Annotated in this window: 11 protein-coding genes; 5 read left to right on the forward strand and 6 right to left on the reverse strand. The window is 72.6% G+C overall.

The genetic code is table 11. The annotated features are described in order from the left end of the window. The first annotated feature begins 9 nt into the window (after nucleotides 1-9). Both M2302_RS09015 and M2302_RS09020 read left to right on the forward strand, forming a co-directional pair. Entirely contained in the window at nucleotides 10-2,580 is a 2,571-nt protein-coding gene (locus M2302_RS09015; RefSeq protein ID WP_280837455.1) for a Tex family protein, read from the forward strand. A 613-nt stretch (nucleotides 2,581-3,193) separates the two neighbouring features. Further along, the gene (locus tag M2302_RS09020) at nucleotides 3,194-3,628 is read left to right on the forward strand and encodes a hypothetical protein (protein ID WP_280837456.1); all 435 of its coding nucleotides are present in this window, start codon (nucleotides 3,194-3,196) and stop codon (nucleotides 3,626-3,628) included. On the opposite strand, the gene M2302_RS09025 is transcribed toward M2302_RS09020, so the two are convergent. Next, on the reverse strand, nucleotides 3,591-4,562 hold the full coding sequence (locus M2302_RS09025; protein ID WP_280837457.1) for a DUF389 domain-containing protein: 972 nt from the start codon (nucleotides 4,560-4,562) through the stop codon (nucleotides 3,591-3,593). The two genes, M2302_RS09020 and M2302_RS09025, sit on opposite strands and share 38 nt — an antisense overlap. 279 nt (nucleotides 4,563-4,841) lie before the next feature. On the opposite strand from M2302_RS09025, the gene M2302_RS09030 reads away from it, so the two are divergent. Beyond that, nucleotides 4,842-6,971 carry an acyltransferase family protein gene (locus M2302_RS09030; RefSeq protein ID WP_280837458.1) on the forward strand — a complete coding sequence of 710 codons (2,130 nt, stop codon included), beginning with the start codon at nucleotides 4,842-4,844 and terminating at the stop codon, nucleotides 6,969-6,971. A 102-nt stretch (nucleotides 6,972-7,073) separates the two neighbouring features. Here M2302_RS09030 and M2302_RS09035 read toward each other — a convergent pair whose 3' ends face one another. Both M2302_RS09035 and M2302_RS09040 read right to left on the reverse strand, forming a co-directional pair. Beyond that, the gene (locus tag M2302_RS09035; protein WP_280837459.1) at nucleotides 7,074-7,724 is read right to left on the reverse strand and encodes a GNAT family N-acetyltransferase; all 651 of its coding nucleotides are present in this window, start codon (nucleotides 7,722-7,724) and stop codon (nucleotides 7,074-7,076) included. After that, nucleotides 7,721-8,962 (reverse strand): glycosyltransferase family 4 protein, encoded by a 1,242-nt coding sequence (locus M2302_RS09040; RefSeq protein ID WP_280837460.1) that lies wholly within the window; start codon nucleotides 8,960-8,962, stop codon nucleotides 7,721-7,723. The genes M2302_RS09035 and M2302_RS09040 overlap by 4 nt, the downstream gene beginning before the upstream one ends. Nucleotides 8,963-9,076: 114 nt before the next feature. On the opposite strand from M2302_RS09040, the gene M2302_RS09045 reads away from it, so the two are divergent. Together M2302_RS09045 and M2302_RS09050 are read left to right on the forward strand one after the other, a co-directional pair. After that, complete coding sequence (locus M2302_RS09045) at nucleotides 9,077-10,231, forward strand: DegT/DnrJ/EryC1/StrS aminotransferase family protein (RefSeq protein WP_280837461.1); 1,155 nt, start codon at nucleotides 9,077-9,079, stop codon at nucleotides 10,229-10,231. Beyond that, nucleotides 10,228-10,815, forward strand: a complete 588-nt coding sequence (locus tag M2302_RS09050; RefSeq protein ID WP_280837462.1) for a sugar transferase — start codon at nucleotides 10,228-10,230, stop codon at nucleotides 10,813-10,815. Before M2302_RS09045 ends, M2302_RS09050 begins: the two co-directional genes overlap by 4 nt. 64 nt (nucleotides 10,816-10,879) lie before the next feature. Here M2302_RS09050 and wecB read toward each other — a convergent pair whose 3' ends face one another. Genes wecB through M2302_RS09065 form a run of 3 tightly spaced genes read right to left on the reverse strand, consistent with a single transcriptional unit; the run spans nucleotide 10,880 to nucleotide 14,191 of the window. Continuing rightward, nucleotides 10,880-12,004: a UDP-N-acetylglucosamine 2-epimerase (non-hydrolyzing) gene (wecB, locus tag M2302_RS09055; protein ID WP_280837463.1), complete on the reverse strand. Its 1,125-nt coding sequence runs from the start codon at nucleotides 12,002-12,004 to the stop codon at nucleotides 10,880-10,882. Nucleotides 12,005-12,017: 13 nt separating this feature from the next. Further along, nucleotides 12,018-13,157 (reverse strand): capsular biosynthesis protein, encoded by a 1,140-nt coding sequence (locus tag M2302_RS09060; protein ID WP_280837464.1) that lies wholly within the window; start codon nucleotides 13,155-13,157, stop codon nucleotides 12,018-12,020. Beyond that, nucleotides 13,151-14,191, reverse strand: coding sequence for a polysaccharide biosynthesis protein (locus M2302_RS09065; protein WP_210775155.1), 1,041 nt, complete (start codon nucleotides 14,189-14,191; stop codon nucleotides 13,151-13,153). The genes M2302_RS09060 and M2302_RS09065 overlap by 7 nt, the downstream gene beginning before the upstream one ends. Nucleotides 14,192-14,217: the final 26 nt, after the last annotated feature.

The following is a 14,217-nucleotide window of genomic DNA, read 5'->3' on the forward strand; positions in this document are numbered from 1 at the left end:
ATCAAGATCGTGACCCAGTCAGTTCATCAGCGGATCGCCGACGAGCTCGGCGTCGCGGAGCGTCAGGTGCGGGCGGCCGTGGAGCTGCTCGACGGCGGCGCCACCGTGCCGTTCATCGCCCGCTACCGCAAGGAGGCCACCGGCCTGCTCGACGACGCGCAGCTGCGCACCCTCGAGGAGCGGCTGCGGTACCTGCGTGAGCTGGACGAGCGGCGGGCCGCCGTGCTGGAGTCGATCCGCGGCCAGGGCAAGCTCGACGAGGCCCTGGAAGCGCAGATCATGGCGGCCGACTCGAAGTCCCGCCTGGAGGACATCTACCTGCCGTACAAGCCCAAGCGGCGGACCAAGGCGCAGATCGCCCGCGAGGCCGGGCTGGAGCCGCTCGCCGACACCCTGCTCGCCGACCCCGCGCGGGACCCGCGCGAGACGGCGGCCGGCTTCGTCGACGCCGACCGGGGCGTGGCCGACGCCGCCGCCGCGCTGGAGGGCGCCCGGGCCATCCTGATCGAGCGCTTCGGCGAGGACGCCGACCTGATCGGCACCCTGCGCGAGCAGATGTGGTCGCGGGGCCGGCTGGTCTCCCGGGTACGCGACGGCCAGGAGGCCGCCGGCGCCAAGTTCGCCGACTACTTCGACTTCGCCGAGCCGTACCCCAGGCTGCCCTCGCACCGGATCCTGGCGATGTTCCGGGGCGAGAAGGAGGGCGTGCTCGACCTGACGATGGACCCGGAGGCCGAGGGCGACACCGACGCCGTGGTCACCGGCCCGACCCGGTACGAGGCGGCCATCGCCGGCCGGTTCGGGATCAGCGACCAGGGGCGACCCGCCGACAAGTGGCTCGCCGACACGGTGCGCTGGTCCTGGCGTACCCGGATCCTCATCCACCTCGGCGCGGACCTGCGGATGCGGCTGTGGCAGGCGGCGGAGGAGGAGGCCGTCCGGGTCTTCGCCACCAACCTGCGTGACCTGCTGCTCGCCGCGCCCGCCGGCACCCGCGCGACGATGGGCCTGGACCCGGGCCTGCGCACCGGCGTCAAGGTCGCGGTGGTCGACGCCACCGGCAAGGTGGTCGCCACCGACACCATCTACCCGCACGAGCCGCGCCGGCAGTGGGACGCCTCGATCGAGACCCTGGCGAAGCTCGCCGGGGCGCACGGCGTCGAGCTGGTCGCCATCGGCAACGGCACCGCCAGCCGGGAGACCGACAAGCTCGCCGGTGACCTGATCAAGCGGTACCCGCAGCTCAACCTCACCAAGGTGGTGGTCTCCGAGGCCGGCGCGTCGGTCTACTCCGCCTCCGCGTACGCCTCCCAGGAGCTGCCCGGGCTGGACGTGTCGCTGCGCGGCGCGGTCTCCATCGCCCGCCGTCTCCAGGATCCGCTCGCCGAGCTGGTCAAGATCGACCCGCGCTCGATCGGCGTCGGGCAGTACCAGCACGACCTGTCCGAGGTGAAGCTCTCCCGCTCGCTCGACGCGGTGGTCGAGGACTGCGTCAACGCGGTCGGGGTGGACGTCAACACCGCCTCGGCGCCGCTGCTGACCCGGGTCTCCGGCATCGGCGCCGGCCTGGCCGAGAACATCGTGCTGCACCGGGACGCCAACGGCCCGTTCCGGTCCCGGGCGGAGCTGAGGAAGGTGCCCCGGCTCGGCCCGAAGGCGTTCGAGCAGTGCGCCGGCTTCCTGCGCATCCCCGGCGGCGACGACCCGCTGGACTCCTCCAGCGTGCACCCGGAGGCGTACCCGGTGGTGCGGCGGATCCTCACCACCACGGGGCAGGACCTGCGCTCCCTGATCGGCAAGTCGGCGATCCTGCGGGGGCTGCGGGCCACCGACTTCGTCGACGAGACGTTCGGCCTGCCCACCGTCACCGACATCCTCACCGAGCTGGAGAAGCCGGGCCGCGACCCGCGGCCGGAGTTCCGCACCGCCACCTTCGCCGAGGGGGTGGAGAAGCTCAGCGACCTGACCCCGGGGATGCTGCTGGAGGGCGTGGTCACCAACGTCGCGGCGTTCGGCGCGTTCGTCGACGTCGGCGTCCACCAGGACGGCCTGGTGCACGTGTCGGCGATGTCCCACACCTTCGTCAAGGACCCGCGGGACGTGGTCAGGTCCGGCGACGTGGTCCGGGTCAAGGTGCTCGACGTGGACGTGCCCCGCAAGCGGATCTCGCTCACCCTCCGGCTGGACGAGGACGCCGCCGGCAGCGCCGGTCGCCCGTCGGCCTCGGCCGAGGGCGGGCGCCGGGAGCGTGGCGGGGCGCGCGGCGACCAGGGTGGGCGGACCGCTTCCGATACCCGCGGGCAGCGCGGGGGATCCGACGCGCGCGGCGGCTCCGAGCCGCGGGGCACTGACGGGCGTGGCGGCACCGGCGGCACCGGCGGACGTGGCGGCACCGGCGGACGTGGCGGCACCGGCGGACGTGGCGGCACCGGCGGACGTGGCGGCGGCGAAGGCGGGCAGCGCGGGGAGCGGGACGGCGGGCGCGGCGGGCCGCAGCAGCGGCAGGGCCGTGGCGGCTCTGCACCCGCCCCGGTGAACGACGCGATGGCCGAGGCGCTGCGGCGGGCCGGCCTGGCCTGACCCCGGCGGTATCGCGTGGTCCCGCCTGCGCGGCGATCACGCGATGCCGGTGCGCAGGGGGGCGATCACGCGATGCCGGTGGGCAGGGTCCGTTGTCTCCACCGGCGCCGCTCGGCGGTGCCTGCCTGGCACCTCCTTGGGCAGGCACCGCCGGCCAATGTGTGCGGCATGTCGACCGCGCGTGTCGGGCCGGGCCGGCGTGTGACTATCGAGCGATATGCCTGTGAGGCATATTTATGACTCACAGGCATATCGCTCACCACGGTCCATGCCGTGAACGACCTGACTCTGCGTAACGCGTCAGCCGAGAGTGGCGTGGCCCGACCAGCTGCGGCGGCGGTGGAACGGCCCACCGCCTGCCTCCCCCTCGCGGCTGGACGAGGCGGCAGGACCAACTGGGGCGACCAGGCAGGACCCCACCAGGCGACCAGGCAGCACCGGACCGGGAGCTGGGCGGGGCCGGACCGGGAGCTGCACGGGGCCGGACCGGGAGCTGGGCGGGGTCGGACCGGAGCTGGGCGGGGTCGGACCGGAGCTGGGCAGGACCGACCCGGTCGAGCACGCAGGGCGCGCCCGAGGCGGAGGCCCGGGGTGGTGGGCGTACCGTCGCGGCATGGGTGCGGACGACGGCCTGGAGTGGCGCGAGCGGCAGCGACGGGCGGTGCGGGCGCACGCGGAGGCCGCCGATCGGCAGCGGGCGGCCGAGCACGCGGAGGCCGCGGAACTGGTCGCCTGGTTCGCCGCCGAGGCGACCCGGCGCGGCCTGCGCACCACGCCGCTGGTCGCCCGCGGGCACGACGGTCGCGGTCGCTACCGGACCCGGCTGACCGGCTGGTACGTCGACCGGGCCGGAACCCGGGCGGTGGATACGGCGGGCCGGTTCCACCTGCTCAGCGTGCCGCCCAGCCTGCGCGGCCGGCTCTTCGGCGTCGACCCCGAGCCCGACCCGGCGCCGCTGGTGCTCGGCCGCGGCGGCCGGGACGGCGAGTCGATCCCGCTGCGGACGCTGCTCACCCGCCGACTGGAGGCTGGGGACGACTGGCGGTGACCCGGCCGGCGCGCCGGCCCACCCGCCACCACCACAGCTGCTGCACGGCGAGGGTGGCCAGCCCGGCGAGCACGATCGCGCAGATGTTGATCACGAGCTGGAGCGCCGACCCGGCCGCCTCGTGCCACACCCCGTACGCGGTGGCGACGGCGACGTTCGCGGCGGCCGGCACCGTGGTGACCGAGATCAGCACACCGACCAGCGAGCCGGACTTCTTCGCGGTGAGCGAGAGCATCCCGGCGATCCCGGCGAGGATGCCGACGACCCAGGAGAGCGCGTCGGGCCGCCAGATGAAGTCGGTCAGCGGCCGCTCGGCGAGCAGCATCTCCCGGTTGACCAGGTCGGCGGCGGTGAGCGCCCAGGTGCTCAGCACGGTGGCCACCATGGCGGCCAGGAAGCCCACCGTCAGCGCCTGCATCGAGCGGACGATGGTGCGGGGCTTGCGGCGCAGCAGCGCGACGCAGAGCGCGGCGAGGGGGCCGAACTCGGGGCCGACCACCATCGCGCCGACGATCAGGATCGGCTGGTCCAACAGCACGCCCACTCCGGCGATCATCGTGGCGACGATGATCAGGGCCAGGTACGTCCCGGTCAGTTCGGTCTGCTCGCCAGTCTTGGCGGCGATCTCGTCCCAGACGACCGCGTCCTCGCCGTGACCGGGGGCATCCCGGGCGGCCTGCTTCGCGGCCCGGGACAGGGTCAGCTCGACGTCGTCGGCGGAGATCCCGCCGTGCGCCTCGACCCCCAGCTCCTGCAACTGGTGCAGCACCCGGTCGGCGCTCTCCCGGACCACGTCGCAGAGGACCAGGTCGCCGGGGGGCTGCCGGGCCGCGCCGGGGATCACGGCCAGGTGCGCCACCCCCGGGTTGTCGGCGAGCAGGTCGGCCACCTGGGACGACCGGTCGGCCGGCGCGATGATCCTCAAGTGCAGCAAGAATCGCTCCCCTCGAGGCACGAACCACCGGGCGCGGCCCGGAGAACCCTACCGCCGCCGGGGCCCGTCGCCACGGCGCACCTTCGGGATGTCGGCCCTCCCGGTCCACGCCGGACGGGCAACGGTCCGGCGCCGCTCGCCCCGCACGGGAGCGGCGGACGGCCGAACTCCGACGAGACGGCGAGACGGCGCAAGAGTGCGAAAACCGGACGAACGTGCGTTTATGGGATATAACCCCTAACGGCAACGCTAACCGGATTTCTAGCGCAGGACGGGACAATGACCCAGACACGAAGCAGGCCGAAGGCCGCACCACGGGCATCCTTCCGGGGCGACATCGAGGGACTGCGCGCCCTGGCGGTCCTGCTGGTACTGGTCGGCCACGCCGGTAGCCAGTTCATCCCCGGCGGCTTCGTCGGCGTGGACGTCTTCTTTGTGATCTCAGGCTTCCTGATCACCGGCCTGCTCGTCGAGGAACTCGACCGCACCGGACGGATCTCGCTGGTGGGCTTCTACGCCCGACGGGCGAAGCGGCTGCTGCCCGCCGCCGGCCTGGTGCTCGTGGTCACCCTGCTGCTCACGTACCTGTTCCTGCCGAAGGTCCGCTTCTCCAACATCGCGTGGGACGTGGTGAGCAGCGCGCTGTACGTGATGAACTGGCGGCTCGCCGAGCAGTCGGTGGACTACATGTTCGTCGACCAGGCACCCAGCGTCCTGCAGCACTACTGGTCGCTCAGCGTCGAGGAGCAGTTCTACCTGATCTGGCCGCTGCTGCTGCTCGGGTTGGCCGTTCTCGGTGGCCGGCGACGGCTACGCCGCGGGGTGCTGATGGTCGGGTTCGCCGTGGTGGCCCTGCCGTCCTTCGCCTGGTCGGTATACCTGACGTCGGCAGATCGGGCACCGGCGTACTTCGTGACCACCACCCGGATCTGGGAGCTCGCCCTGGGCGGCGCGGTGGCCATCGTCGGTGCCCGACTGCATCGCACCCCCCGTCCGCTCGCCGTCGTGCTCGCCTGGTCCGGGTTGGTCACCGTGGTCGCCTCGGCCTTCCTGCTGGACTCCGCGTCGGCCTTCCCCGGGTACGTCGCCCTGCTGCCCACCGCCGGCACAGCGGTGGTGATCGCCTTCGCGGTGGCCGCCGGGCGGGCCGGGCCGGCCGGGCTGCTCAGCCTGCCACCGATGCGCGGCGTCGGCGCGCTGTCGTATTCGCTCTACCTGTGGCACTGGCCGCTGCTGATCGTCGCCGACTACCGGTTCGGCGAGCTGAGCGCGTCCGCGCGTCTGGCGGTGGTCGCGCTCTCCGCGGTGCCGGCGGTCCTCACCTACCATTTCGTCGAGAACCCCATCCGCCGATCGCAGGCGTTGCACTGGCAGCCGGCGCAGGCGCTGGGCATCGGCGCCCTCTCCACCGCCACGGCGGTGATCGCCGGCCTGCTCTTCCAGCTGACCGTCTGGTCGCCGGCCCGACCGCCGCTGTCCACGTCCGCGGTGCCGCCACTGGGCGGCAGCAGCGCGTCGGCGGGCGCCCCCGCCCCGGCCGGGCCGCCGGGAGCCGCCGTCCTGAGCAAGTCGCCCCGGGGTGACCAGGCCGGGAGACCGGTCGACCGGGTCGACTCGATCACCCCCGACCCGCTGGTCGCCGCGAAGGACGTCCCGGCGACGACCCGCACCAACTGTCACGTCCAGCAGAACAGCAGCGAGCCACTGACCTGTGTGTACGGGGTCAAGGACGCCTCCTACACCGTCATGCTCGCCGGCGACTCGCACGCCGCGCAGTGGCTGCCGGCGCTGGAGGCGGTCGCGGTGCAGCGGAAGTGGCGGGTGGTGACGCACACCAAGTCCTCGTGCCCGTTCCTGGCGATGGAGGTGGCGCTGGACGGCCGGCCGTACACCAGTTGCACAGAGTGGAACCAGCGGGTCCGCGACCAGCTGCGCGCCGACCCGCCCGACCTGCTGCTGGTGGGCAACTCCCATTACCTGACAGTGCGCGACGGCGAGTTGGTGACCCGGGACGCGCACGACATCCTGGCCGACGGGCTACGGAACACCTGGCGGGAGATGACCGGGATCGGAGTGCCGGTGGTGGTGCTCCGGGACCCGCCGTACCACCGTCAGGACCCGGTCGAGTGCGTCTCCGCCAACCCGGAGCGGCTCACCCGGTGCGCACCGCCGCGTGACGAGGTGCTGGCTGCCGGGGGTGGCATCGCCCAGGAGCGGGCCGCCAAGGGACAGTCGGGGGTCCACCTGGTCGACCTCAACGACGCGATCTGTCCCACCGACCGCTGCGCGGCGGTCATCGGCGGCGTACTGGTCTACCGGGACACCAACCACCTCACCGCCACCTACGCCCAGACGCTCGCGCCCCGGCTCGACAGCGCCCTGGCCGCCGTACGAACACCCGGAAGCTGACCGCATCGACCCCTGTCCCCGCGCCAGTTGTGGCGCGGGGACAGGGGTCGAGCCCGCCACAGGGGTGGGTGAGCAGGGCGGAGTGATCCGCCGCGACCGCGGTCAGTCGGCCGGGCCGCCGGCCTCCGCCCCGACCGGGGCCGCCGCGATGCCGTAGCAGTTCATCCGCCGCCCCTCCTGGGTGGTCCAGGTGCCCCGCAGGGTCCACCCGGCCCGTTGGTAGAAGGCGTTGACGCACTCGTTGTCATCCGCGTCGGTGGTCAGGTGCGCCGAGCTCACTCCGCGTAGCCGGACCGCCTCCCACCAGGCGTCGAGGAGCCGACGGCCGTGCCCGCCGTGCGCCGCGGCCGGGTCGACGCAGATGGAGCTGAGCAGTGCTCCGCGCGTCTCGACCGGCACCTCGCCGCGGTAGGCCACCCCGCGCAGCAGCCGCAGTGCCACCGCGGGACGGCGGACGACGGCCGGCAGGCTCGCCAGCGCCAGCCGGGCGCCCCGCTGGCGAAGCAGTCGGCGGAAGAACAGCTCCGGGGCGACCGTGCCGACCACCACCCCGACCAGCCGACCGTCGGGGTCGCGGGTGACGACCGTGACAGCGTCGGGATCACGAACGAAGCCGGCGTAGAACTCCCGTAGGAACGGCTCGCCGAGACTGGTGAGAAAGAACCGTTCGAAGGCCCGCGCGTGCAGCGCCGCAGCCGTACGAACGTCCTCGGCCCGCAGGACGTCCACCGCCCCGACGATGCCCCGGCTCACCGGGCACCTGCCGCGACGGCCCGCAGCGCGTCCTCCACCCGCCGTACGCCGGAGGCCAGCGAGTACTCGCGGTCGTAGTACTCGCGCCCGGCCCGGCCGAGCAGTTCCAACTTCTCCCGCCCGAGCTGGCACACCTCCCGGATGGCATCGGCGATCGAGTACGGATCACTGGGCCGGGCGGTGAGCCCCGCCCCGCTGGCCATGGCCACCGCCGCCGCGTCGCCCTCGGCGACGACCAGCATCGCCCGCCCGGCGGCGAGGATGGCCTGAACCTTGCTCGGCATGGTGTACGCCGACATGCCGCCTGGCCGAAGGCTGACCACGTGGACGTCCCCGGCCCGCATCAGCGCCGGCATCTCGTCGGCCGGCAGCCGGCCGAGAAAACGCACGTTGCGCAGATCCCGCTCGGCGGCCTGCCGGCGCAGCCGCTCCTCGCAGACCCCGGAGCCGGCCAGCAAGCAGACCAGCCGCGGGTCGTCGACCAGGGCGACGGCGTCGAGCAGGGCGTCGAGCCCCTGCGCCTGCCCCATCGAGCCGGCGTAGACGAGCACCACCTGGTCGTCGCGGAGGCCCAGTTCGGCCCGGAGGTCCCGGTCGCCCGTGGTGGCAGCCGTCTCGTCGGCCCACATCGGAATGTGCACGAGCTTGCGCTCCGGCACTCCCCGCCGGGCCAACAGCTCGCCCACCCCCGGGGAGATGTACGCGATCCGGTCCGCGCACCGGTACATCGCCGCGCACCAGCCCCCCATGCCGCGGGCCAGCAGCGTTCCGGTGCCCCCCGGATCGACGAAGCCGCTGGCGTACGCGCTGTCGGGCCAGAGGTCCAGTACGTGCAGCACCACCGGGACCCGATGGACGTAACGGGCGTACCACATCGACAGCGAGACGGTGATGGGAGAGTTGCTCACCCACAGCGCGTCCAGGCCGCGCAGCGCGCCGGCGCCCAACGTGAGCGCCGAGGCAGCGAAGGACCCGTAGTTCGCCAGACGGCGCAGCGCCGAACGGTCGTGGCTCGGGTAGAGGGCGACCCGGCGGATCCGCACGCCGTCGCCGTCGACCTCGTCCCGACGGGGACGGATCCGGTAGCCCGGGACGACCCGGCCGGTCGGGTAGTTCGGGAAGCCGGTCAGGACCTGGACCTCGTGGCCCCGGCGGGCCAGCGCCCGGGCGAGGGCGCCGGGCAGCGCTGCCGGCCCCGGTTCGGGGTCGTACCACTGGGTCAGCAGGCCAACCCGCATTCGGAACCTCCCGAGCAATATTCGCAAAAGTCTAAATAGTCACCATTAGGGACAAAGACAGTTTAACCTCCGGCAAGGGAAAACCGGTCGCCAGGTGGCAAAGAGGAGTTCTGGGTGGAAAACAGCACGCTTCCCTTCGCGTTGCCCGACATCGGCGAGGACGAGATCGCCGCGGTCACCGCTGCGCTCCGCTCCGGCTGGGTCTCCAGCGGGCCGGTGGTGCCGCGTTTCGAGCAACGCTTCGCGGAGGCGTGTGGTCACGGGGTCACCGCCGTCGCGTTGAGCTCGGCAACTGCCGGCCTGCATCTCGCCCTGGAGGCGCTCGGGGTCGGGCCCGGCATGGAGGTGCTGGTGCCGACCTGGACCTTCACCGCGACAGCGGAGGTCGTCGTGCACCTCGGCGCCGAACCGGTGCTCGTCGACGTGGATCCGCTGACCCTGCACATCGATCTCGCCGACGCGGCGGACAAGGTCACCCCGCGCACCGTCGCGGTGCTGCCGGTGCACTTCGCCGGCCAGCTGGTGTCGCCGTCGCGGCTGCGCGCCTTCGCCGAGTCCCACCGGCTCGCCGTGGTCGAGGACGCCGCCCACTCCTTCCCCGCCGCCGCGGAGGGCGTCGGCGTGGGCTCCGGCACCAGCGCCGCAACGATCTTCAGCTTCTACGCGACCAAGACCATCACCACCGGCGAGGGCGGCATGCTCGTCACCCGGGACGCCGACCTGGCGCGACGGGTCCGGGTGATGCGCCTGCACGGGTTCGACCGGGACGGCTTCGACCGCTACCGCAGCGAGCGACCCGCCTGGCGGTACGACGTCGTCGCGGCGGGCTACAAGTGCAACCTGACGGACCCGGCCGCCGCCCTCGGCCTGGTGCAGCTCGACCGCGCCGAGGCGATGCGGGCACGGCGGGCCGAGATCGCCGACCGCTACCGGCGGGCCTTCGTCGAGCTTCCCCTCGACCTCCCCCCGCCGGCCCCCGCCGGCGCCGTGCACGCCTGGCACCTGTACGTGGTCCGACTGCGCACCGATGCCCGGGTCGACCGCGACGCGTTCGTCGCCGAGATGTCCCACCTCGGCGTCGGGTGCAGCGTGCACTTCATCCCGCTCCACCAGCACACCTACTGGCGGCAGCGGTGCCAGCTGACCGACGCGATGTTCCCGGTGGCCAGCGCGGAGTTCGAGCGGGTGGTGAGCCTGCCGCTCTTCTCCGCGATGACCGAAGAGCAGGTCGACCGGGTCATCACCTCCGTCCACAAGGTGCTCGCATGATCAAGCGTTGCTTCGACATCGCCGTCGCCGCGGTGGCCCTGATCCTCTGCGCGCCGGTACTGGCGGCGGTGGCCGTCGCCATCCGGCTCGACGACGGCGGTCCGGTGCTGTTCCGGCAGGAACGCGCCGGTCGCCGGGGCCGCAGCTTCCGAATCCACAAGTTCCGCACCATGCGGGTCGCCCCCGGCTCGGCCGTCACCTCCGACACCGACGACCGGATCACCCGGGTCGGCCGCTTCCTACGGGCCAGCAAGCTCGACGAGCTGCCCCAGCTGTACGACGTCCTGGTGGGCCACATGAGCCTGGTCGGTCCACGACCCGAGGTACGCCGGTACGTGGACTGCTGGCCACCCATCGCGCGGTGGCGCATCCTGTCGGTGCGGCCCGGCATCACCGACCCCGCGTCGATCGCCTACCGCAACGAGTCCGCGGAACTCGCCCGGGCGCCGCAGCCCGAGGACTACTACCTGTCCGTGGTGCTGCCCCGGAAGGTCGAGATGTACGTGCGCTACGTCGAGACCCGCAGCTTCCTCGGCGACCTGCTGATCCTCGCCCGTACCGTGCAGGCCGTCATCGGTCGCTGACCGGCACGCCGCGTACCGAAAGGGGGCCGGGACCGCCGCGCGGTCCCGGCCCCCGACGGTGTTCTCAGCGGCGGATGCCCGCCCAGCCGTGGTGCCGGCGGACGGTGGAGAGGATGAAGTCGACCACCCGGCGGGAGGTGTCCGGGACCTGGTAGTCGGCCGGGCAGGGCACCCCGTCCGTGGCGACCTGCTCGGTCACCACCCGGATCGCCTCCACCACTCCCGCCGGGTCGAGGCCGGTCATCACGATCCCGCCGGCGTCCAGCGCCTCCGGCCGCTCGATCGACTCCCGGAGGGTCACCGCGGGGAAGCCCAGGATCGCCGCCTCCTCGCTGATCGTGCCGCTGTCCGACAGGGTGCAGCCGGCTTGGCTCTCCAGGTGCACGTAGTCGAAGAGCCCGAACGGTTCGTGGAAGGTGATCCCGTCGAGGGCCAGGGCGTCCGAGGCAAGGGCCTCCATCCGCTTGCGGGTACGCGGATGGGTGGAGACCAGAACGGGCAGCTTCCAGGCGTCGTGCACGGCCCGGAGGCAGTCCAGCAGCCGGCCCAGCCGGTCCGGCCGGTCGACGTTCTCCTCCCGGTGGGCGCTGACCACGAAGAACTCCCCGGGCGCGAGCCCGAGCTGGTCCAGGATGGTCGACCGTTCGATGTCCGCCCGGTAGTGCAGCAGCACCTCCCGCATGGGCGAGCCGGTGTGCAGGATCCGCCGCGGGTGCAGGCCCTCGGCCAGCAGGTTGCGGCGGGCGTGCTCGGTGTAGACGAGGTTGAAGTCGGCGACGTGGTCCACCAGCCGCCGGTTGGTCTCCTCGGGCACGTTGAGGTCGAAGCACCGGTTGCCGGCCTCCATGTGGTAGACCGGCACCCGCATCCGGCGGGCCATCAGCGCGGCGATGCAGCTGTTGGTGTCGCCGAGCACCAGCAGCGCGTCGGGGCGCAGCTCGGCGATCGTCTCCTCGATGCCGATCAGCACCCCGCCGAGCACCCGGCCGAGCGACGAGGTGTCCACCCGCAGGAACCGGTCCGGCTGACGCAGCCGCAGCTCGGTGAAGAACACGTCGGACAGGGACCGGTCCCAGTTCTGGCCGGTATGGACCAGGGTGTGCTCCACGGTCCGGTCCAGCCGGTCCAGCACCCGGGACAATCGGATGATCTCGGGACGGGTGCCGACGACGGTCATCACGTGGGTCATGCCTGGCCCTCTCTCACGCCGGCACCTCCGCCGGCTCTACCGCCGGCTCTGCCATGGTCAGCTCCACCGGCTCCGGCCAGGTGTCCGGCCGGGCGGGGTCGAAGATCTCGTTGGTCCAGAAGAGGGTGAACAGCTCGTCCGAGCCGGTGTTCACGATGTTGTGCGCCCACATGGTGGGCATGTCCACCACCACCGGCTCGGCACCGCTGACCGGGAACCGGACGACGTCGTCGTCGCCGACCCGGCGCAGCCGGATCTCGGCAGTTCCGCGCAGGACGCAGAAGCGCTCCACCTTGGCCAGGTGGAAGTGCTCTCCCCGGGTGACGCCGGGGCGGCTGGTGGAGCAGAAGGTCTGCCCGCCGCCGCCGTGCACCTTGACCGTCTCCACCAGTTCCCCGCGCGGGTCGGCCCGGCGGGTCACCGGCAGCGGGTAGTGCGCCGGGAAGCAGTGCGACCGGTAGGTGTTGAACAGCCGGACCGCGTGCCGGTCCGACAACGCGGGGATCTCCCCGCTGCGATAGGAGGTCGCGAAGCCGGTGAGCCGGTCCGCCAGTTCCCGGATCCCGACGCGCAGGCCGGGCATGGCGCTGTCCCACGGGCCGCCGTCCGGGGCACCCATCAGCCGCGCCGCGGCATCGGTGACGTGCACCAGGGTCACCTCGCGGTCCTCGTGCACCTCGGGCGACCGCTGCTCGGCGAGCAGCCGGCAGAAGGTGGCGACCACCGAGTTGTAGTACGGCCGGCCGTGCTCGCCGTACAGGTTCGGCAGCTTCACGTCGATCAGGTCGGGTCGGGCCACGGCCAGGGTGGCGGCGGCGACGGCCTTCGCATCGCCGTACGCGGTGCCGTTGCCGGACTGCACCGAGTTGGCGAAGACCACCGCGCCGGGCGGGGTGGGGCAGCGTCGCAGCCCACGAGCCAGGGCGGCAGCCAACTCCACGTTGCCGCCGGCCACCTCCAGCGGGTCGCCCCGGTTGACCCCGGCCAGGTGGAGCACCCGGTCCACGCCGTCGAGCTTCGCCGCCACGGTGGCCGCGTCCATCAGGTCGGCGCCGCTGAGCAGGACCGGGTCCGGCCAGCCGAGGGCCCGGGCCAGCACCCGGACGTGCCAGCCCAGGAAGCCCCGACCGCCGGTGAGCGCCAGCCTCAACACGCCAGTACCGGGTCGCGCAGCGCCAGCTCCGCCCGGACCTCCGGCAAGGTGCGCAACAAGTCTTTGATCTCAGGTACGCCGAGGCGCGGAGCGTTCGCCGAGTTGAAGTCCTCGGCCGGGTTCGCCCGCAGCTCACCCTCGGACGTGTAGAGCGCGTAGTTCAGGTCCCGCGCGTCGACCGGCACCCGGAAGAAGTCGCCGAAGTCCTTCGCCCTGGCCAGTTCCTCGCGGCTGGCCAGCGTCTCGTCCTGCTTCTCGCCGTGCCGAACCCCGATGATGTCCAGCTTCGCCGGCACGTCGAAGAGCTGGCAGACCGCCTCGGCCAGGTCGCCGACCGTGCAGGCGGCCGCCTTGCGGACGAAGATGTCGCCGGGTCGGGCGTGCCGGAAGGCGTGCTCCACCAGCTCGACCGACTCGTCGAGGGACATCAGGAAGCGGGTCATGCCCGGATCCGTCACCGTCGGTGCCCGACCCGCCTTGATCTGGTCGATGAAGAGCGGGATGACCGACCCGCGCGAGTACATGACGTTGCCGTACCGCACGCACGAGACGATGGTGTCGCTGCGGGGGTTGTTGCGGGCGTGGGCCTGGGCCAACTTCTCCATGAGCGCCTTCGACATGCCCATCGCGTTGACCGGACCGACGGCCTTGTCGGTGCTGAGCAGCACCACCGACCGGACGCCGTTGCGCTCGGCGGCCTCGATCACGTTCCCGCTGCCGACGACGTTGGTCCGCACCGCCTCGAGCGGGAAGAACTCGCACGACGGCACCTGCTTGAGTGCCGCGGCGTGGAAGACGTGGTCCACGTCCCGACCGGCACCCGACACGGAGTCCAGGTCGCGTACGTCGCCGACGTAGTACCGGACCCGGTCGTCACCGACGACCCGGCGCATGGCGTCCTGTTTGGCCTCGTCACGGCTCAGCACCCGGACCTCCTCGACGTCCCGGTCGAGCAGTCTTCGCACCATGGTCTGACCGAACGATCCTGTGCCGCCGGTGATCAGGACCCGGCTGCCGGCAAGCGCAGCGCTCACTCGTGCTCCTTTGTCAGTGACAGTTC

Origin of the sequence: Micromonospora sp. A200 (assembly GCF_029893845.1) — a bacterium.
Taxonomy (GTDB): Bacteria; Actinomycetota; Actinomycetes; order Mycobacteriales; family Micromonosporaceae; genus Micromonospora; species Micromonospora purpureochromogenes.

What these genes read in the sequence shown, in the direction of transcription:
- wecB (WP_280837463.1), bottom strand. Translation starts at nt 12,004, where the DNA reads ATGACCCACGTGATGACCGTCGTCGGCACCCGTCCCGAGATCATCCGA.
- M2302_RS09020 (WP_280837456.1), top strand. Translation starts at nt 3,194, where the DNA reads ATGGGTGCGGACGACGGCCTGGAGTGGCGCGAGCGGCAGCGACGGGCG.
- M2302_RS09050 (WP_280837462.1), top strand. Translation starts at nt 10,228, where the DNA reads ATGATCAAGCGTTGCTTCGACATCGCCGTCGCCGCGGTGGCCCTGATC.
- M2302_RS09040 (WP_280837460.1), bottom strand. Translation starts at nt 8,962, where the DNA reads ATGCGGGTTGGCCTGCTGACCCAGTGGTACGACCCCGAACCGGGGCCG.
- M2302_RS09030 (WP_280837458.1), top strand. Translation starts at nt 4,842, where the DNA reads ATGACCCAGACACGAAGCAGGCCGAAGGCCGCACCACGGGCATCCTTC.